The 20,393-nt window shown below is 45.6% G+C and carries 17 protein-coding genes; 10 read left to right on the plus strand and 7 right to left on the minus strand.

What is annotated here, in order from left to right; all coding sequences use genetic code 11:
* Positions 1 to 71 precede the first annotated feature (71 nt).
* The gene (locus OCU49_RS11800) at positions 72 to 1,139 is read right to left on the minus strand and encodes a 3-deoxy-7-phosphoheptulonate synthase (RefSeq protein WP_261845181.1); all 1,068 of its coding nucleotides are present in this window, start codon (positions 1,137 to 1,139) and stop codon (positions 72 to 74) included.
* Between the two features lie 405 nt (positions 1,140 to 1,544).
* Here OCU49_RS11800 and dsbD point away from each other — a divergent pair, with 405 nt between their 5' ends.
* Positions 1,545 to 3,443, plus strand: coding sequence for a protein-disulfide reductase DsbD (gene dsbD / locus OCU49_RS11805; RefSeq protein WP_261840769.1), 1,899 nt, complete (start codon positions 1,545 to 1,547; stop codon positions 3,441 to 3,443).
* Between the two features lie 138 nt (positions 3,444 to 3,581).
* On the opposite strand, the gene OCU49_RS11810 is transcribed toward dsbD, so the two are convergent.
* Positions 3,582 to 4,451: a LysR family transcriptional regulator gene (locus OCU49_RS11810; protein WP_261840770.1), complete on the minus strand. Its 870-nt coding sequence runs from the start codon at positions 4,449 to 4,451 to the stop codon at positions 3,582 to 3,584.
* A 72-nt stretch (positions 4,452 to 4,523) separates the two neighbouring features.
* Here OCU49_RS11810 and OCU49_RS11815 point away from each other — a divergent pair, with 72 nt between their 5' ends.
* The 7 genes from OCU49_RS11815 to OCU49_RS11840 all read left to right on the plus strand — a co-directional run bounded on the left by OCU49_RS11815 (position 4,524) and on the right by OCU49_RS11840 (position 10,512).
* Positions 4,524 to 5,558, plus strand: coding sequence for a permease (locus OCU49_RS11815; protein ID WP_261840771.1), 1,035 nt, complete (start codon positions 4,524 to 4,526; stop codon positions 5,556 to 5,558).
* A 38-nt stretch (positions 5,559 to 5,596) separates the two neighbouring features.
* The gene (locus tag OCU49_RS11820; protein WP_261840772.1) at positions 5,597 to 6,022 is read left to right on the plus strand and encodes a MerR family transcriptional regulator; all 426 of its coding nucleotides are present in this window, start codon (positions 5,597 to 5,599) and stop codon (positions 6,020 to 6,022) included.
* An 83-nt stretch (positions 6,023 to 6,105) separates the two neighbouring features.
* Positions 6,106 to 6,540 carry an organomercurial transporter MerC gene (merC, locus tag OCU49_RS11825; RefSeq protein WP_261840773.1) on the plus strand — a complete coding sequence of 145 codons (435 nt, stop codon included), beginning with the start codon at positions 6,106 to 6,108 and terminating at the stop codon, positions 6,538 to 6,540.
* A gap of 2 nt (positions 6,541 to 6,542) precedes the next feature.
* Complete coding sequence (locus OCU49_RS23705) at positions 6,543 to 6,758, plus strand: GDCCVxC domain-containing (seleno)protein (protein ID WP_272885297.1); 216 nt, start codon at positions 6,543 to 6,545, stop codon at positions 6,756 to 6,758.
* A gap of 418 nt (positions 6,759 to 7,176) precedes the next feature.
* Positions 7,177 to 8,442, plus strand: coding sequence for an ATP-grasp domain-containing protein (locus OCU49_RS11830; protein ID WP_261840774.1), 1,266 nt, complete (start codon positions 7,177 to 7,179; stop codon positions 8,440 to 8,442).
* Positions 8,443 to 8,503: 61 nt separating this feature from the next.
* Entirely contained in the window at positions 8,504 to 9,793 is a 1,290-nt protein-coding gene (locus tag OCU49_RS11835; RefSeq protein WP_261840775.1) for an S-methyl thiohydantoin desulfurase domain-containing protein, read from the plus strand.
* Complete coding sequence (locus OCU49_RS11840; RefSeq protein ID WP_261840776.1) at positions 9,790 to 10,512, plus strand: aspartate/glutamate racemase family protein; 723 nt, start codon at positions 9,790 to 9,792, stop codon at positions 10,510 to 10,512. Before OCU49_RS11835 ends, OCU49_RS11840 begins: the two co-directional genes overlap by 4 nt.
* Before the next feature lie 109 nt (positions 10,513 to 10,621).
* On the opposite strand, the gene OCU49_RS11845 is transcribed toward OCU49_RS11840, so the two are convergent.
* The 5 genes from OCU49_RS11845 to OCU49_RS11865 all read right to left on the minus strand — a co-directional run bounded on the left by OCU49_RS11845 (position 10,622) and on the right by OCU49_RS11865 (position 17,262).
* On the minus strand, positions 10,622 to 12,028 hold the full coding sequence (locus OCU49_RS11845) for a TRAP transporter large permease (protein WP_261840777.1): 1,407 nt from the start codon (positions 12,026 to 12,028) through the stop codon (positions 10,622 to 10,624).
* A complete protein-coding gene (locus OCU49_RS11850; RefSeq protein WP_261840778.1) occupies positions 12,025 to 12,666 on the minus strand; it encodes a TRAP transporter small permease subunit in 642 nt (213 codons plus the stop codon). The genes OCU49_RS11845 and OCU49_RS11850 overlap by 4 nt, the downstream gene beginning before the upstream one ends.
* Positions 12,667 to 12,729: 63 nt before the next feature.
* Positions 12,730 to 13,737 carry a C4-dicarboxylate TRAP transporter substrate-binding protein gene (locus OCU49_RS11855; protein ID WP_261840779.1) on the minus strand — a complete coding sequence of 336 codons (1,008 nt, stop codon included), beginning with the start codon at positions 13,735 to 13,737 and terminating at the stop codon, positions 12,730 to 12,732.
* A 334-nt stretch (positions 13,738 to 14,071) separates the two neighbouring features.
* Positions 14,072 to 14,974, minus strand: coding sequence for a methylenetetrahydrofolate reductase (locus OCU49_RS11860; RefSeq protein WP_261840780.1), 903 nt, complete (start codon positions 14,972 to 14,974; stop codon positions 14,072 to 14,074).
* 323 nt (positions 14,975 to 15,297) lie between these two features.
* A complete protein-coding gene (locus OCU49_RS11865) occupies positions 15,298 to 17,262 on the minus strand; it encodes an acetoacetate--CoA ligase (RefSeq protein ID WP_261840781.1) in 1,965 nt (654 codons plus the stop codon).
* 149 nt (positions 17,263 to 17,411) lie between these two features.
* On the opposite strand from OCU49_RS11865, the gene OCU49_RS11870 reads away from it, so the two are divergent.
* Complete coding sequence (locus OCU49_RS11870; protein WP_261840782.1) at positions 17,412 to 18,320, plus strand: LysR family transcriptional regulator; 909 nt, start codon at positions 17,412 to 17,414, stop codon at positions 18,318 to 18,320.
* Between the two features lie 314 nt (positions 18,321 to 18,634).
* The gene (locus tag OCU49_RS11875) at positions 18,635 to 20,341 is read left to right on the plus strand and encodes a methyl-accepting chemotaxis protein (RefSeq protein ID WP_261840783.1); all 1,707 of its coding nucleotides are present in this window, start codon (positions 18,635 to 18,637) and stop codon (positions 20,339 to 20,341) included.
* The last annotated feature ends 52 nt before the right edge of the window (positions 20,342 to 20,393 follow it).

A 20,393-nucleotide genomic window follows, 5' to 3' on the forward strand; every position in this document is an offset into this window, starting at 1 on the left:
TCGCTTTATTTCTTCCAGATAATAAAAAAGGGCTCCAATGGAGCCCTTGATTTTACTGGGTATTTTGCTGATTAGCGGTTTGGTAGTACTGCTTTCAGTTTTTCATGCATATCCAGCAGAGTCTTTTCAGTCGTATCCCAGTCAATACATGCATCTGTAATAGAGACACCGTATTCCAGGTCAGCAGGGTCTGCTGTCATCTTCTGATTACCTGCACCGAGGTTACTTTCAACCATCAGACCAACAATAGTTTTGTTGCCGTCGATGATCTGGTTAGTCACGTCAGTCATAACCAGTGGCTGCAGGTTGTGGTCTTTATTGGAGTTAGCGTGGCTGCAGTCAACCATGATGTTGGTTGATACGCTGGCTTTTTCCAGAGCCTGTTCACACAGTGCTACATTAACAGAGTCGTAGTTTGGTTTGCCGTTACCACCACGCAGAACAACGTGACCATACTCATTGCCCTTAGTACGAACAACCGAGCACTGGCCATCTTCGTTGATACCCAGGAAGTTGTGTGGATGAGCAACAGATTCAAGCGCGTTAATAGCAACTGTCAGACCACCGTCAGTGCCGTTCTTGAAACCTACTGCGCCGGACAGGCCGCTGGACATTTCACGGTGAGTTTGTGACTCAGTTGTACGGGCACCGATTGCAGACCATGAAATCAGATCCTGCAGGTACTGCGGTGAAATTGGATCAAGTGCTTCAGTTGCCAGTGGCAGCCCGGCTTCAGCCAGTTGCAGCAACAGATCACGGCCAATATGCAGTCCTTCAACAATCTGGAAAGAATCGTTCATGTGCGGGTCGTTGATTAAGCCTTTCCAGCCTACAGTTGTACGTGGCTTCTCAAAATAGACGCGCATAACCAGATACAGAGTGTCTTCAACCTTAGCTGCAAGTTCCTTCAGACGCTGCCCATATTCGATGGCGGCTTTAGTATCGTGAATAGAACAAGGACCAACAACGACAAAAAGACGCTTATCTTCGCCTTTAAGGATGTTTTTAATAACCTGACGGCCTTCCATAACAGACGCAGCGGCAGTTTCGCTCAGCGGCAATTTGGACTTTAGTTCGGCAGGAGTGAGGAGGACTTCATTACTCTCAATATTGAGGTTTTCTACGCGTTTATCAGACATCTTATTTCCTTCATGCAGCCCTTAGTGATTCAGCTGGACCGCAACGCCTTGCTTTGGCTTAACTCTTGTTAACTTACTAATAAGTGGAGACTCTTTGTATCACATAAGTTGTTACTGTTTAAGGGGCAAAGCACGAATCCCGGACCTTGTACTGAAGAAAACGTTGCCTGTCGCGCTAAAGTGAATAAAATCCGTGTCACAATCAGTCGCTTAATGACGCTTTTAAAGGTTTGTAGCAAGCGATGAGGGTGGTTTTTAGCAGGACATATCGTTATAGCTATATTTAACTGACCTGAGTCAGATAAAGATTACTGTTTTTAAACAGTTTTATCGCGCTCAAACAGAACTGTTCAGTAAAATGGTTGTCCATTTAGCATCCCGTATAACTTCATTATAGGAATAACCGTGTTGCAAAGAATTCAGCAATGGCTCAGCTATCTGCTAGCTTGCACTTTTTTCATACTTTCGACAGTGCCGGCAGTACAGGCAGGCCTGTTCGATAACGCTGACCCTTTCGGTGCCAGTGATGGTCCTGTCGATGTCGAACAAGCCTTTATGTTTGATTATGAACAGGGCGCAGACGGCAAGCTTAAACTGGTCTGGACGATCAAAGACGGTTATTACCTGTATCGTGACAAAACAGAGCTGACGACCAGTGAGCAGATATCTGAATTGTCCCGTGAACATTCTGCAGCCAAGCTGAAATCAGACCCCCTGTTTGGTGATGTTTATGTTTATTACAACCAGGGATTGATGGATCTTCAGCTTAGCAGCACTACCGGTGCGGCTGTTAATGAAACAATGACTGTTTCTTATCAGGGCTGCTGGGATGGTGGTATCTGTTACCCGCCCGTGCAGAAGACCGTTAGTCTTAAAGATATTCCGGTTGTTAAAGCTTCAGTGATACCTGTGGTGGCAGCAACTGATCCGGCTATGGCGAATGCAGATAAAGTCATTCAGGCGGTTATACCTAAGCAGCCTGCTCAACCATTGACGACGACATTAAGTGAACAGGATAGGTTCGCGCAACTGTTATCGTCCAGCAACCTGTTGCTGACTCTGGGGGCATTCTTTGTCGCTGGAATGGCGCTGGCACTGACACCTTGTGTCTTTCCGATGATCCCGATTCTTTCGAGCATCATCATAGGCCAGAAACAGCCAGTCAGTGCTAAACGAGGATTCTTCTTATCGCTGGTCTATGTGTTGTCTGTGGCAGTTACCTATACGGTAATCGGTATTATCGCTGGCCTGTTTGGTGAAAACTTGCAGGCGGCTTTCCAGAATGCATGGATCATAGGCTTCTTCAGCTTCATTTTCGTTTTATTGTCTTTGTCGATGTTTGGTTTTTACGACCTGCAGCTGCCTAACAGTTTACAGAGCAAACTTAATGAAATGAGTAACAGCCAGCAGGGCGGCAGCCTGATCGGCATCGTTATTATGGGCCTGCTGTCTGCTCTAATTGTTGGCCCGTGCATGGCTGCACCGCTCGCAGGAGCGCTGATTTATATTGGCCAGACCGGCGATCCCGTTTTAGGTGGTGCAGCATTATTCAGTCTGAGTATGGGTATGGGGATTCCTCTATTAATTGTCGGTGCTTCAGCGGGTAAGTTGTTACCTAAAGCCGGTATGTGGATGGAGAACGTTAAAGCAGGCTTCGGTGTCATGTTGCTGCTGCTGGCGGTCTGGATGCTTGACCGGGTGATAGCTGACGGTGTCGCGATCTTCTTGTACGGTGTGATTCTGCTGGTGAGCGCGGTTTACATGAAAGCGCTGGATTCTCTGGTAGATGCCAGTAAATGGCAGCGTTTCTGGAAAGGCATTGCTGTACTGATTCTTGTCTATGGAGGGAGCCTGGTTATAGGCAGCCTGAGTGGCAGTCAGAGCCTGTTCCAGCCACTGAAAGGATTGGCTTCTAACGGTGGAGTTGCGTCTCAAGAAGCTAAGGTAGAGTTTGTAAAAGTGACGAATGAACAGGCACTTGATCAAATTCTCATGACTGCTGAGCAAAATGGTCAGCCTGTTATGTTGGATTTCTATGCTGACTGGTGTATTTCCTGTGTTGAGCTGGACAAGATAACCTTTGTTGATGCCGGCGTTCAGCAAGCACTTAAGTCATTTATCAGTGTTAAAGTAGATGTGACTGCCAATGATGCCGATTCAAAGGCACTGTATAAACGCTATAGTGTGATTGGACCGCCAGCACTGATTTTTTATGATAAACAGGGCAACATTCAGCCGAACATGACGTTGATCGGCATGGTCCAGCCAGATGATTTTACCGGTCACATACAACCGTTGATCTAGTGCTTATCTAATTAAGTTAACTCATATAAAAAACCGGGCTTTTGCCCGGTTTTTTTATTGCTACTTATTACTGTTGTGCTTCTAATACAACCAATAAGTTATTAATGAAGGTGCTGTCTAAAGCCACTGACAGATAGATCAGTGGGTGACTTCGGTAATGACCTGGCTCATGGCCTGAGTAAGCGGCGTGTCTTGCGGACCGCTTAGCAAAATGGTTGTGGATACCGGCAATTCAGGCAGGCCGTCAACGTTGCTCAGCTCGCGCATATGAGGCTGCAAGCTTGAACGGCTTAGCATGCCAATGACAAGACCAGCATTTATAGCTGCTATTATTCCCGACAAGCTTTCACTGCTAAAAGCAATCCGATAATTTACACCGGCGTTACTCAGTGCTTTAACGGCTGCCTCACGCCACCAGCACTCACGGTTAAAGAGCGCCAGTGGTAAAGGTTTTTCCGGCTCTGTTATAAAGTTATCAGTGACCGCCCAAACCATCTCTTCCTGACAGATGATATCGTCACAGGACTCATCGGGGCCAACCGTATATAGCGCCATATCCAGCTCGCCTTTACTGATTGCCTGTGGGAAGTTCTCACTGAAACTGCCGTTGACAGTGACATCTACATCGGGATGACGCAGCGCAAACTGTCGCAGAATTGCTTCCAGCCATGGACGTGAAAAGTCGTCTGGTACCCCTATGCTTATTTGCCCGGTCAGTTTATTACTGAATAGGCGGGATATCCGGTCAATATCGTTTACCAATACTGTTGCTTCAGGTAACAGGCGATGTCCACTTTCAGTTAACAGCATGCCTCTTGGTTGCCGGTAAAACAGGCAGGTATCAAGAGCTTCCTCCAGTTTACGTATCTGGACGCTTATTGCTGACTGAGTACGGTTAAGCAGGTTTGCTGCCTGAGTAAGATTTTTAGTTTCAGCAATCGCAAGAAATGTCCGCAGCAGTTCACTGTCGATATTAGAGCGTTCGATATTTTTCATGGATTGGATCATAACTATTCATTTTTTAAATCATGTTAGCGCTATTACTCTGAGCAGACAATGTAATTAGATAAGGTAAAAATCATGTCCTGTGAAGTTTCTGAGTCTGGCTGTATGGGTTCAGACAGTCGAACTAGCAATGCCCGTTACTGGCTGTTTGGTTTGTTAACGGTGCTCATCATATGTATTAACCCGGTAGCATTTTGGCAAGCTATTCAATTTTCATTACAGAGTCTGTGGCTGGTTAGCCCGATGATTATCATTGGAGTGGCTTTAACTGCTTTTATGCTAGCAACTAATTCCGTACAACTGATTGCACGGGCGTTTCGTGGCAGAGAATTATCAATGATTCTCTGGGTTTCACTGGCCGGGGCGATAACACCTGTATGCGGTGCAACTGTATTACCATTAATAGCTGGCCTGCTGCTGGCAAGAGTTCCATTAGCACCTGTTATGGCGTTCTGGTTGGCATCACCAATAACCGATCCTGCCATGCTGTCTCTTACGGCTGCTACATTAGGCTGGCCACTGGCAATTGCTAAGACGGCAGGTGCTGTTGGAGCTGGATTATTTGGCGGTTTGGCTGTGTTACTGATGACCAGTAGTGGCTATTTACGCGAACCAATAAAAGCACAGTCTGAGTTACATAGGTTGAGCACTAACATGCTTGGTACTGAAGACAGTCTTTTATGGTCGTTCTGGAAAGAACAGCATCGTAAAACAGTATTCAAGGGCAGTATTAAAAGCAATGGCAGACTGATGATTATCTGGTTGTCTCTTGCGTTTATTGCTGAGTTTTATTTGCAAAGGTTTGTGCCATTAGAGTGGTTACCAGAGTTGTTTGGTAGTGACGCTACCTGGGCGGTGCCTTTAGCTGCAATTGTAGGTTCGCCTATATATCTGGATGGCTATGCCGCTTTACCGTTGGTCAGAAGCCTGATTGATGCGGGTATGGGCCCTGATGCAGCACTGACATTTTTGATAGCAGGTGGCATAACCAGTGCTTGGGCTGCAGTGCCTGTATTTGCTCTGGTAAGGGGGCAAGTGTTTATTCTGTACTTACTTCTGGCGTTGCTAGCATCAATGCTAGTGGGCTTCGTCAGTGGTTTTTTCTTATAATCATTTATATCAAAAGGCTAATCAAAAGAAGTTTAACTATGTATGTAAATACGGCAGTAATGACGATAAGTGTATTAGCGTCCAGTGCGGGAGTTGGTGTAGAAACCGTTCGTTATTATCAGCGTTACGGCCTGATGCAAGAACCGGCAAAGCCCGCAAGTGGTTACCGCCATTATACGGCGTTGGATTTACAGCGGTTATTGTTTATTCGCAGAGCTAAGAATCTCGGCTTTAGCCTTAAAGATATATTGGCATTACTGGCGCTGGATGGCGGCAGTAATTGCCAGTTAACCCGTAATTTAGCTGCGGTACGTCTCTCTGAGGTTGAGACTCGCATGAAAGATCTGCAGCTCCTGGCGAGTAGGTTAGAAAGCATTGTGCTTAGTTGTGATCAGAACATTTCAGCAGGTATTGATGAATGCCCGGCAATTGACAGCATGGTCCGCGAAACTACAGTCAATTAACTGTCCAATATTGACTCCGCACTATGGTACGGAGTTTATGCTGCAAAATTGATATCGGATCTAACAGAGATTTAAGGTAAGAAATGCGACTGTCTGGATTTGCGCTTGCTACAGAAAAACTGGGGGCTTTCGGGGCGATTATCTCAGCTATGGGCTGTGCATCTTGCTTCCCTGTACTCGGAGCGTTGGGTGCTGCAATGGGAATGGGATTTTTGGCTCAGTACGAGGGAGTGTTTATTAATACACTCTTACCCGTATTCGCCTGGTTAGCATTGGGCGCAGCTGTTTTAACGGGAATGCAGCACCGGCTTTGGTGGCGGTTGTTACTGGCAATGGCGGGCCCACTGATGGTATTAGCAACTTTGTATCTGTTCTGGACAGATAACTGGAGCACTTTGATGTTTTATCTGGCAATTGCTCTGATGTTTATCGTGGGTGTGTACGACCTGATATCACCACCTCGCCAAAGTTGCACTATGCGCTTACGAAAACCAAATGCTACCCCGGAGGAAGATTAGATATGTCAGGTAAAGTGATCTTAACCTCTGAACTAACTTGTCCGGAATGTGGCTATGTTAAGCCGGAACAAATGCCAACAGATTCCTGCCAGTGGTTTTATGAATGTGAGTCCTGCAAAGCACTGTTCAAACCATTAAAAGGGGATTGCTGCGTGTTTTGTTCATATGGAACGGTGCCTTGCCCACCAATTCAAATAGACGGAAGCTGTTGTAAATAGAATAGTTAAGAAAGATATAAATAAATTTAAAATATAATAACCATTTTGTGTTTTACACAATATTGTTTTATACAAACGTTAAATATATTCAGTTAGATTTTATTTCTTTATATAACATTTAAACGCTCATAATAAATAAGTTAGTCTTTTTAATATGTATTTAGTCATTTTACTTAAACTTAATATTAATTGTAACTGACTGAGTTAGTATGCTCTTTATGTGTAAAATAATACCTATGGATTAGCATAGATCTAGTTTTATACTTATGTTTCAATATCTTATGATTTTACCTAATAACTATCAAAATTAATTTTTGATAAATTCATCATGCTTTAACTATTTGTTTTCATCTTGTATGTTTTTCCTGTTCGTAAATGCGAATAATTAATGTTTTAAGCATGTAAAGGGAAATTAAAGATGATTAAAACCTTGTTTGTTTTATCTCAAACTTATCTTCATTATGCGTCTTCAGAAGCCTTTTTTAGGATTAAAAAACACTCAAAGATCGTGTTGTTTTTATCTGAAAATGAGACGCTCGATGAGCGAATAACTAAATATATTGATGAAGTGGTTCATGTCAGAGGTAATTGCTCATTAACATTGCGGCCAGAATTGGATTTTTCTGCAATAGCTAATCGGGTAAAGGCTGAAATTGAATTGCTGGGCTCTGCTGGCAATATAAGTATTTACTGCCAGCAAGAAGATAACCTGATGGTTGCTGCACGCTTACGTGAAGCTTTTGGTATTGCCGGTGATCTACCTGAGCAGGTAGAAATATTCCGCGATAAGCTGGCGATGAAACTGACAGTTGGCAACTGTATTCCAGACAGTATCCCGAAGCATCAAAAATTTGATCAGCAGAGTTATAGTGAAAACTGTGAAGAGTATTATCAGCTGTTAGTTAAGGCGCTGGGGGCGCGCATGGTCATAAAGCCGGTTTCAGGGGCTGGCAGTGTAAATGTGGCTGTTATTGACAACTATAGCCACTTTGCATCCTTTGGCGAACTTTTAGCACGAACTGATTTCAGCTTTGAATATGAAGTTGATGAGTTCATTTCCGGCAATATGTATCAGTGTGATTCAGTTGTTGTTGATGGCGGGGTTATTTTTTCTTCAGTACTCGAACTTGGTTGTACTAATTTTGAATTTGTTCAGGGACAGCCGCTCAGCTTCATGCCATCTATACCGGGTACACTGCGTGAAGTTCTGAATAGCTTTAATTGTAAAGTTATTAAAGCACTTGGGCTGCAGAACGGCATTACACATCATGAGTTCTTTTATGATGCGCAGACTGAGACCATTACGTTTCTGGAAATAGCCATGCGGGTCCCGGGAACCGTTGTAGTTCCGCTGCATGCAGATAATTCCGGTATCAATCTGATGGATTGCAGCTTGTATCTTGCAACTGATAAGCGCTGGTTAAATACGTTACAGGCAAGCAGTAAGAATGACCGTTTCGCTGCTTTGCTTCCAGTTGGCCCCGGGGAGGTAATGTGTCTTCATCAGCCTGAGCTGGAAAGTGATTACGGCATTGACTGGTTTATAAGTGAAGGTACGGCCATTAATGCTACCGCAACGGTGCAGGATCAGGCTGGAGTGTTAAGGGTGTACAACACGAACCCTAAGGCGTTGCGCCGTGACTTTAATCGTCTACGTAGTTTTACAGCGACAACCTGTCGTTAGATATCTCGAAAATACTTTCTATATATTTTACTGAATTTATCTCTATAAGAGAGGCTTTCGCATGGAAGACTTACGCTATTTTTCGTTTCAGGATCTCGAAGACATCCTTCGTGGAGCACATTTTTATGCCAGTGGTGGCGGTGGTGCATTTGAGAATGGTAGCCAGTTACTACAGCAAACACTGGATATCCTTCGTCAGCGCGGTGAGACCGGGCTTGCTTATTTTCAGCCGGGAGTGGACGTTCCGGATGAGCTGTGGTGCCCGTTCGTAGGGGCGCTAGGAGCACCTGCTAAGTATTTAAGTGAAGGTTTTGAACACGCGCCTTTACGTGCATTCAAACTGCATGAAGAAGCTATGGCGCAACAGTTAGATCAACCAGGCCTAAAATTCTCAGCTGTCAGTGCTGTGGAAACCGGCACGATTGCCTATGGCATGAACATGTTGCTTGCAGCACAGGAGAATATTCCCATGATTGATGCTGATGGTTGTGGCCGGGCTGTACCAATCATCCCAATGCTTGGGCTTGCACAACCTGTAGAGTCAGCGCCTCGGTTATCACCAATTGCGCTTGTTTCAGAACAGGATGAGCACCAGGGTGGGGCACAGTTGGTGATTAATACTCAAAACACCCAAAATCTCAGCGATATGCTACACGGCATTATTACTTATGATGATGGTTTTGATCAGCGTTCTGCATTCAGTTGTTATGCTGCCACAGGTAAGTCACTGAATGCTGTTAGCCCTGGCTTTATTGTTCCTGGGGCTATGACCGATTGTTTAAATCTGGGCCGCGTTTTGCGTAATAACAAAGGTCATGAGACAGCAACTATCAGTGCAATAGCAGAGGTAACGGGGGGTGTGCATCTAGCCAGAGTTCGCTTGCTAAGTATTAATGAAGAAACCAGAGACGGTTTTGATTTTCTGCAAGTGGAACTGCTGGATGAGTTCGGTCGCCGTTACAGGGTGCAAGTTGAAAACGAAAGCCTGCTGGTACAACGTGAAGATCTGTATGGCCACTGGCAATCTTTGGCTATGGCACCCGACTTAATCTGTTATCTGTGCAGCAATGGCGACACTATAAGCAACGCTGAACTAGTCAGTACTCAGGCTGAATATGCGAAACAGGGTCGGCCGTTGATGTTAAATCTTTTTGTATTGCCTGTTCCTGACGCGCTGAATACCGAATACTTTCAACAACTGTGTCTGGATGAATTAGCATCTATCGGTTGGCCACAGGAGGCTTTAGTTTCGCCGTTCACTGATTATCAGAAACCACACAATGGCAAATTACCAGGTGTCAAAGATGTTCTTAGTCAGGCTAAGCAATTAGCTGAAGGAGTGTCATTGTGAACTTGCTGATATTGGTGCCTGTAAATACATCCGCATTCAACGAATCTATTTTAGAGCACGTAAGGCCAGCTGTAGGTAAAGACTGTAGTGTTTCAGTCCGTAATCTTGATTCAGGTACCTCTTGTATCGAATCAAGGGCGGATCTGGCTATTAATGCCAGTCATGTTATTAAGGCGGTACAACAGGCTGAAGCTGATGGCTTTGATGGTGTGTTTGTCACGGATATGGACATGTGTGGCGTTGAAGCTTCCCGCCAGTTAGTCCGCATTCCGGTGATTGGAGGGTATCGGGCCAGCGCATATACCGCAATGATGCTGAGTCAGCGTTTTGCGATTCTGACTATCGCTAACGCCGATGATATGCAGCGTGAGCATGCCCGCATGTTCGGGATTGATAATAATCTGGCAACAGTATTGGCGCTACCTCTGGGGGTATACGACCTAGCGGATGACACTGTAATTAAACAGATGCTGGTTGAATACGCTGTCAGAGCTGTCAGAGAATTCGGTGCCGAAGCGATTACCTTTGGTTGTACCGGATTCGTTGCCTATGCTGAACATCTTGCGAACAGTCTGCAGAAATTAGTAGGGAGTTATATACCTGTGATGGACCCTAACCGCTGTGCAATTAACTATCTGGAATTATTGGTTCGAAATAAGCTTTCTCAAAGCCAGAAAACCTATCCGTTGGTCCAGCCGAATCTTGCTGTCATGACGTAGGTTTGTAATCTGAAGTTACCAACTGATATAAATATAAAGCCGCTGATTTCAGCGGCTTTATAATGGGCAATTTTGAAAAGAATGCCCTAATGATCCCGAGTTTTGATTGCTATGAGCCAATCAGCGAAGGCAACCAGAGTACTATGCTTGGGAAGGCGATCAGAACAGCAATTGTAACTACATCCGCTACGAAGAAAGGTGTAGCTCCCCGGAAAACGTCCTGTACGGAAATGTCTTTTCGTACCCCGGCAACAACAAAGCAGTTGAGACCAATAGGTGGGGTGATCAGACAGAGCTCTGCCATTTTTACGACGATAATGCCAAACCAGATGGCACAGCCTACACCGGATACGCCGAATGCAGAATCAGCAGCGGCGACGGCTTCACCACCGTTTAAGGCAATAACAGCTGGATAAACCACTGGCAGTGTCAGTAACAACATGCCAATAGCATCCATGAACATGCCCAGTACAGCATAGGCCAGCAAAATACATAGTAAGGTCATCATCGGCGGCTGATCGAGAGCCGTAATCCAGTCTGAAAACGCTGAAGGCAGATCTGCAAAACCCAGAAAGCGCACATACAGCAGTACGCCCCAAATGATGGTAAAGATCATAACGGTGAGCTTTGCAGACTCAATAAGAGCATCTTTCAGGTTATGCCATTTCATTCCCTGATAGAGCGCCATAATCAGTACGACAAAGGCACCCAGCGCGCCAGCTTCCGTTGGTGTGCCGACACCGCCATAGATACATACCATAATGATGCCGACAACAAAGAATATCGGCAATGCACCGGGTAAGGATGCCAGACGTTCACCCCAGCTAAAGCCACTGACAGGTGGTCCCAGATCTTTACGCCATTTAGCTAACAGGATGACTAAACCCGCATAGATGATTGCAGATACTATTCCTGGCAGAAAGCCAGCCATTAGCAATGTGCCTACATCCTGCTCAACAATAATCGCGTAGATGACCAGAATTGCAGAAGGGGGGATCAGTGAAGCCAGTGTGCCGCCAGCAGCGACAACGCCGGCAGCAAAGCGTTTGTCATAACCGACTTTCAGCATTTCCGGAATGGCTATCCGGGCAAATACTGCGGATGTTGCGACGGAGGCGCCAGATACCGCGGCAAAACCTGCCGTTGAAAATACTGTTGCAACCCCAAGACCACCAGGGAGCCAGCCAACCCAACATTTAGCTGCCCGAAACAGCGCCTTGGTCAGGCCTGCATAGTATGCCAGGTAACCGATCAGGATAAAGGTTGGAATCAGTGACAATGATAGCGTAGTTGCTTTGGAATGCGGGATAGTGCCGGCCATTTTGACGGCAACACCAAAACCTTTTTCAAAGCCAAGTTTAGCGGAGAAAATCCACAGTAAACCAAAGAAGCCAGCGCTGGCGGCAGCAAATGCGACGCGTACACCGATAATGACCATGAATAACATCAGCGCTGTGATAATTAAGCCAATGTTGATTGAGCTTAGCTCGCCCATAGCAGTGAATAAATCGCTCATACACTGCCTCCGTTATTTTTGTCTTGCGCGTCCATGCCGGAAACAGTATCCGCTTCATGAGATGCCTGAGTGGCTGCGTCTTCAATCAGCGGAACGGCAACAGGGGTATCAGTATCTTCTTTAAAGGCTCTGAGATAGCCCCAGAACTGTAAAATTAAACGTAGCGCCAATACCGTCAGAGCAAATGGAATGACAAGTTTGGCAGGCCATACAGGCAAACCTATATCGATTGAACTATCGCCGTTAGTGTAGGCACGTAGAAAGTGAAGGTATGAGCCGTAAATGAGCACCAAAGTGACGAATAACATTAACAGTGTGGTAACAGCTTCACTTAGCCAGAGCTTACGGCCGTGCAGCTTGCTGACGAATATATCCATGCGGATGTGACCACCGAGGCGCTGGCAGTAAGCAATGCCAAAAAATGCGAAGATCGCCATAAATTGCTCAACCCAGTCGATATAGCCACTAACAGGCAGGCTAAACAGCCAGCGACCAAGGACATTCACGACAGCCAGCAGGACCAGTAAAAAAATGGTTATGCCACTTAGGAGTGCCAGCCAGGATTCAGCAACATGAAATGCTCGGTCCAGCCGACTGAGAAGAGATGAATCACTGAGTACAGCAGAGGATCCAGCCATATTAAAGTACCTGTATAAAACAGCCCGTACTAAGACGGGCTGAGTATCAGAGAAGAAAAAGCTTTACTGAGTAATCATGCCATTAACCAGGTCATATAATTCCTGAGCAGGTATGCCTTTAGCGGTCATATCTTTTATCCAGGCTTCACGAGTAGGTCCGGCAACTTTAGATTTGAATTCAGCGATCTCTGCATCAGAGAAAGTGACACGCTCAATACCTTTCTCATCCAGCTTCGGGCCCCAGGCCTTCATTGTCTTGCCGTTATAGTTGTCAATGTAATACGCCAGTGCTTCATCGACTGAACCTAACAGTGCTTCACGGTTCGCATCGCTCAGGCTACCCAAAGCATCTGTGTTAACTACTACAGGGCAGTTAACCGTGCCTGGGTTAAGGTTAGTGGTCCACCATTTGGCAGATTCAACAGTACCGAAAGCCATGTGTGCATGGGGTGCGAAAGCAACGGCAGAAATAACACCTGAGTCCAGAGAGGTGCGTACTTCAGTTGCAGACATTGAGGTGGGTACTGCATTTACACCGGACATAGCTTTACCAATACCGCCGGTTGCACGTACACGCATACCTTCAAAATCCGCAACAGTTTTGGGCGCATCACCTACACCGGCAATGTTGTACTGAGGCATTGGGGAGGGCATCAGTAAAGTTGCGCTCCAGCGGGCCAGATCTTTTGCAACGGCAGGGTGCTTATATAGTGCCTGGGCAATTTTTGTTTCTTGCTCAAGGGATGACACACCCAGGAAAGGCAGTTCCATCACAGTGATTGTTGGGTTTTTGTCACGGTGATAACCGGCACAGAACTGTGCCATCTCAAATGCACCGATAGAAATACCATCAAGGTTTTCTTTGTTCTTTGAGAGGCCACCGTAGGAGAGATTGAGTTTGAAATCGCCGTTTGTTTTGGCTTCAACCAGTTCTGCCAGCTTTTCAACATGCGCGGTAAATGCCCGTGGTTTACCCCATAGTGATACGTTCCACTCAGTTGCAGCTTGTACTTGTGAAGCAGTTATCAGGCCAATGGCAGATGCCATAGCCAGGGTTTTAAAGTGTTTCATAGCGTTCTCGTAATTATTGTTTTTGTTGAGACGATACAGGTAAGCATTACAATTCGTGGCTTCCCTGACCGACCAGATTGAGTTTTAAAACAAATACATAGGTAACGCATCGGGGAAATGACGTCAAGTTTGACCAGATGGAAAACTCAATAAATTCATCAGATAGTTTGATTTAAAGATGATCAGGAAAAGTAATTGCCCGAATTAAATGAGTAATAAACGGCGCAATGTAACGGCGGGTCTATGAGTTAAGGTTACAAGCTTTATTAAATTACAGGCATAAAAAAGGCCTCAGAAGAGGCCTTTTACATGGGCAACTTTTACAACCAGCTAATTAGCTGATTTTGTTGATGGTGTCGAAACCACCTTTCTTATTCATAACGATACGGCCGTCAGCAACTTCATAGCTCCATTCAGCAGTGCGACGCAGGCCACCTAACGGGTACATGTGAATACCGGTAATACCGCAGTTAGGATCAGTCGCGTGGTAGTGAGCCAGATCTGTAAGCTGCTTGTCTGGTGCATTAACAACCAACAGCTTAGTAATGTTCTTAGCCTGTTTAGTCAGAACCTTCATAGATGCGCCAACACCACAGTGCTTAGCGTGCATCATCAGAGATTTCAATGTTGCCAGACCTGGTACACCGATATGGATCGGTAGTGAATTGCCTTCAGATTGCAGGAACTTATCCCACTGGATAATTGGATCTACGTCGAATGCGAACTGAGTCACCATGTACATATCGGTACCGGTTTCTTTCGCGTAAGCATTCTTCCAGCGCATTGCATCCAGAATTGCCTTATCAGACATATCAGGGCTGCCTTCAGGATGACCGGCAACCGCAATTTTATTAATGCCGTGCTTCTGGAACAAGCCAGTTTGTAACAGTTGAGTAGAGTCAGAGAAGTCGCCCAGAGGCTTATCTACAGCACCTGCAATTGTCAGAACCCAGTCAACACCGGCTTCACCAACAACGCGTTTAATGTTTTCTTCCAGAACTTGTTCGTTGGTAATGCTCCGGGCAGCAAAGTGAGGTACAGGAATGAAACCTTCTTTACGTAAACGTACGGCTACATCAACGGTGTCATTAAAGTCCGAACCTGGCAGGAAGGTGATATATACAACGGTACCTTCGCGTAAGTGCTCGCGAAAATCAGGAATTTTAGCTGCGCCAGCAGGCGTAGTTTCCGCTGTAAAGCCCTGGATAAAGTTCTGAATAATTTCAGGATTGGACATAATCGCTATTACCTTGACCAGTTATCAGTAACCTTTCGCCGGCGAAAGCCTGAGGCGTTTTGGCATGTACCGATAGGTTGATGTAGTTGTTATGCAGCAGGCTTATACCTACTGTGAATCTAGTAAGCCGCTAGTGTCCTCTTTCATGGCATGGATTAATTATCTGAAGACGTCAGAAAAGCGCCGAAATACGGCATGGATATGTCGCTCAAGGCAAAAGTTTTGCTGAAGTTTGATATAGAGCAATCAATCAGTTGCATAAAAAAAGCGCCTTCACAGAAGGCACTTTTAATTATACATAGCCAGATGACGTTATCAGGCAGCTAGTCTTGCTGAAGTTCAGCTATGTTAGCGAATAGTTCAAGTGCTTCCGGATTAGCTAAGGCTTCTTTATTTTTAACCGGACGACCATGTACGACATCTCTTACAGCCAGCTCTGTAATCTTGCCTGAACGCGTACGGGGGATATCTGTAACAGCAATGATCTTAGCTGGTACGTGGCGAGGTGTGCATTCGCTGCGAATGCGCTTTTTCATTGTGATCACAAGATCGTCGGTGAGGGAAACACCCTGAGTTAACCGTACAAACAACACCACCCGGGTATCAGCATCCCACTCCTGGCCAATAACGATAGCTTCCTGAACCTCATCAAAAAGCTCCACCTGGCGGTAAATTTCTGCGGTACCTATACGGACGCCACCCGGGTTAAGGGTTGCATCAGAGCGCCCATATACAACCACGCCATTGTGTTCAGTGATGGCAATAAAATCACCATGAGTCCAGATATTGGCGTATTTATCAAAGTACGCGGACTGATATTTTTCACCGCTGTCGTCACCCCAGAAACCAACGGGCATATTAGGGAAAGGTTTGGTACAAACCATTTCACCACGGTCGCCACGTACTGGCTGGCCATCATCATCAAATACTTCAATAGCCAGACCTAAACCGCGGGCCTGAATTTCTCCACGCCATACCGGGCCTGTAGGGTTACCAAGAATGAAACAGCCGCAGATATCAGTACCGCCTGAAATAGAAGATAACTGTACATCCTGTTTTACTGATTCGTAGATGTAATCAAAACCTTCATCAACCAGTGGCGATCCGGTTGAGCAGATAGCACGAAGATCTTTCAGGTCGTGGGTTTCAATAGGTTTGAGCCCGGCTTTGCGACAGGCATCAATATATTTGGCTGAGGTGCCAAACAACGTAAATTTTTCTTCAGCTGCATAGTCGTACAATACATTGCCGTTTGGATAGAAAGGGGAGCCGTCGTACAGCATGACAGTTGCACCTGTACCGAGAGCACCAATTAACCAGTTCCACATCATCCAGCCGCAAGTCGTAAAGTAAAAGACCCTGTCTTCCGGACGCTGATCACAATTCAGCAGATGCTCTTTTCGCAGGTTAAGCAGCATACCTCCTGCGCTGTGTGTGATGCATTTAGGTTTGCCTGTGGTACCGCTGGAATACATGATAAACAGCGGATGATTAAATGGCATTGCTACAAACTCAATTTCACTGGCTATGAAATCAGCCGTGAAGTCTGCCAGAGTTGCTGCAGAACGTACTTTTTTTACCACGCTGATATCAGGTGTATCGTTCAGCAAAGGCAACACGATAACCTGTTCTACAACGGCAAGGTCGGTAAGGATCTCAGCAACAGTATTCAGACTGTCATGGCCTTTACCGTTGTAGAAGTACCCATCCGCACAGAACAATACTTTAGGGCGGGACTGACCGAAGCGGTCTAATACACCGTTAACTCCAAAATCCGGAGAGCAGCTAGTCCAGATAGCTCCGACTGAGGCGGCTGCCAGCATAGCAATAATGGTTTCAGGCATGTTAGGCACAAAGCCTGCGACCCGGTCACCCGGTACTACGCCTGCATTACGTAACGCCTGGCTTAACAGGGAAACCTGATCGTACAGTTGGTTCCAGCTAACCCGACGGTTAGCCTGGTCTTCGGCTCTGAAGACAATGGCGTCACTTTCATCACGACGCTGTAACAGGTTTTCTGCAAAGTTAAGTTTCGCATCAGGGAAGAATTGCGCGCCTGGCATTTTGTTGCCGTCAATAAGAACTCTCTCGCCCCGGTGCTGACTTTTAATTTCTGCGTAATCCCAGAAAGCACTCCAGAAGTCTTCAGGGTAATCAACAGACCATTGCCACAAACTGTCGTAATCCGGCAGATTAAGATCAAAGCGAGTTTCGCACTGTTGGCTAAACGCGCGAATGTTAGATGCTGCTATCGCTTCGGCAGAAGGGGACCAAAGGGGTTGATTCATGGTGTGCTCCGGAAACTTCTTATTCGTTTTTAAGAAGTGTCTGACAGATAGCTTTATTAATCCAATAAAATTATTTGAATAATTTATTTAATAAATTTATAAATAAGCTTATAAATAAGTTTCGCCGTCATAATCAGAGATCTTTCTTCATGCGTAATATCACCCTTAAGCAATTACGGGCATTCGTAGCTGTCGCACATACACGTAGTTTTACAGAGGCCTGTGTACGGGTACATTTATCGCAACCAGCTCTGAGTATAGCGATAAAGAATCTTGAAGAAGAAGTTGGTGGAGAGTTGCTGGCCAGAACGACACGAACCCTGGCACTGACACCTGAAGGTGAAGAGTTCTTTCCCATTGCGGAGCGCATGCTACTTGACTGGGATAATGCATTGGAAGATTTACAACAGCGTTTTGCCTTAAACCGTGGCCGAATCATTATTGGTGCTATGCCATCGTTTGCCAGCAGTCTTCTACCTGCTCTGTTAAAAGCATTTCGCATTGAATATCCGCAGATTGCAGTGACTGTCCAGGATGTAGTAGCAGAAAGTGTTGTCGACCTGGTCAGGGAAGGGCGGATTGAAATTGGTTTCAGTTTTGATCCCGGCGATGCTGATGACCTGAGCTTTACACCGTTATTTGAAGATCATTTTGTAGCCATTGTTAATCAAAAGAGTCCGCTGGCTGACAACAAAGAGATTCAGTGGGCTGATTTACTGCAACATGATTTTATAAGTTTGCAAAAACCTTCCAGTATGCGTCAGTTGCTTGAAGATGAGTTAGGGGCTCTCAACATGCAGTTGTCACCAGAATTTGAGAGCCATCAGTTAGTGACTATTGGCCGAATGGTTTCAGCAGGCTTAGGTGTGAGTGCCGTGCCTTCTGTATGTATACGTCAGATGCAGGAAATGCAGGTATTGTGTAAACCCTTGCAGGCACCAAAAATATCCAGGCCTGTGGGAATTCTTACCCGGCGACGGTATCCGTTATCCAGTGCTGCAAGGCAAATGCTGAATGTTGTGAGCAATCAGTCAGAATTATTTTCTGTTGGGCTCTAGATACAAATCCTAACTCCAGAGTCAGCCTTGATGCGGCTTACATAGCAGTTAAAGGGTTTTAGTCTTTTACCTCTTGTAAAGGTTTTACACAAAATAAGTAATGTGACATGGCAATGTCAGCATGCAGTACTAGACTTACGTGCTGCAGGTACATCAAAGCGCTTACTAATCAATATGTAAGCTATTTCAGTGGATGGGATAGCGATTAGTAAAGTTTTCATGGATCAGCCTAAGGATGGGGATTATTCGTTCATGTGAATGTACTGCAAATCACGGACGCCCCTGAATTTTTGTAACAATAATTAGGATGAGTTATGAAAATTAGAACTAAGCTCGTAAGTGTTTTTTGTTTGTCTATGGTGCTGATGGGAGCCGCCCTGGTTGCCGAAAAAGTTGCCGTATCGAAAAATGACGACCAGCTTAAGGCCAGCGAAAAGCGTCATTTGTCCAACCTGATTGCGGATGAGTTTTTACAGTCATCTAAAAATCTTACCCGTCTTGCCAGAACGTATGTCGCCACTGGGGATCAAGCCTATCAGGAGAAATACTGGCAGATAGTTCAATGGCGTAGTGGTGACATACCCAGACCAGCTGAGTTTCATCCTGATCTCTATCCTGGGGTGATCAAACCTCAGGCCGATATAATGAAAGACCTAAATTTTACAGATGCTGAATTTGCCCTGCTTAAAGAAGCGGGACAGCTTTCTAATGACCTGATCAGAACAGAAGAACAGGCAATGAACAGTATTAAACAGGGCATTGTTGCTGCGGGACCTTATAAAGCAAACAGTGGTGAAAGCATTGAAACCTTCGCTATACGTATCCTGTTTGACGCAAATTATCATCGGGAAGTGACGAAGATAATGGGGCCTGTTGATCTGTTTTTTGCAGAGATTGATCAGCGCACAGCCGCTGAGTTAAAAGCTGCCCAAACTAGTGCTAACTTCTGGATGAACACTGCGTTTACATTTCAGCTACTCGTTTGCGCAGCACTGATCGCCGTTATATTCATGACATTACGTTTCGTACTGACACCTCTTAATCAGGTGGTTGAGGCTATGCGTGAAATAGGCGAAGGAGACGGTAATTTAGGTAACCGGCTGGAAGAGAAAGGTAATGATGAACTGACAGACCTTGCCCGTAGTTTTAATCTTTTTGCCGCTAACGTTATGGCAATGGTCCAGCAGGTAGGTGCTTCGGTTGAGAACATCTCTTCTTCTTCCAGCCAGTTAGCTTCTACCGCTGAAAAAGCTGATTATGCGATTAATCAGCAGAAAATGTCGATCGATCAGGTTTCATCTGCCAGCCACCAGATGGTTGCTGCGGTTCAGGAGGTTGCCCGTCATGCAACTTCAGCTGCGGCTGCTACAAATCAGTCAGACACTGAAGCCAGCCAGGGTATGCGTGTGCTGGATAACGCAATTCAGGAAATCAATGTCCTGACTGAAGAGATTCACCAGGCTTCCGGGGCGATAGGCCAGCTTGAATCTGACAGCAATACCATAAGCACTGTTCTTGATGTCATCCGGGATATTGCAGATCAGACTAACCTTCTGGCTCTAAACGCTGCAATTGAAGCAGCCCGGGCTGGTGAGCAGGGCCGTGGCTTTGCCGTTGTTGCTGATGAGGTACGTAATCTTGCACAACGTACTCAGGATTCAACTCAGGAAATTCAGGGAATGATTGAACGCTTACAAAGCAGTGCGATGACCGCCGTAAACGTCATGCAGCGAAGTCAGGATCAGGCAAAAAGCTGTGTGACTCAGGCAGTTGAGGCGGGAACATCATTACAAAGTATTACTCAGGCAATTTCTTCTATTAATGACATGAATAATCAGATTGCTACTGCCAGCGAGCAGCAGGGTGCTGTAATGGAGGAAATAAGTACTAGTATTATGGCTATTCTGACTCAGGTGGATGAAACTTCTGAGGGCTCCCGTAATACTGCCGTTAGCAGTGACAGTATGCGTGATTTATCGATGGAGCTGAAAGCACTGGTTGGGCAGTTTAAAGTGGCTTAGCACTTAACCTTAAATAGCTAGAATTATAGAAAGTTTAGAAAAAGCCTTCAGA

Origin of the sequence: Aliamphritea ceti (assembly GCF_024347215.1) — a bacterium.
Lineage (GTDB): Bacteria > Pseudomonadota > Gammaproteobacteria > Pseudomonadales > Balneatricaceae > Amphritea > Amphritea ceti.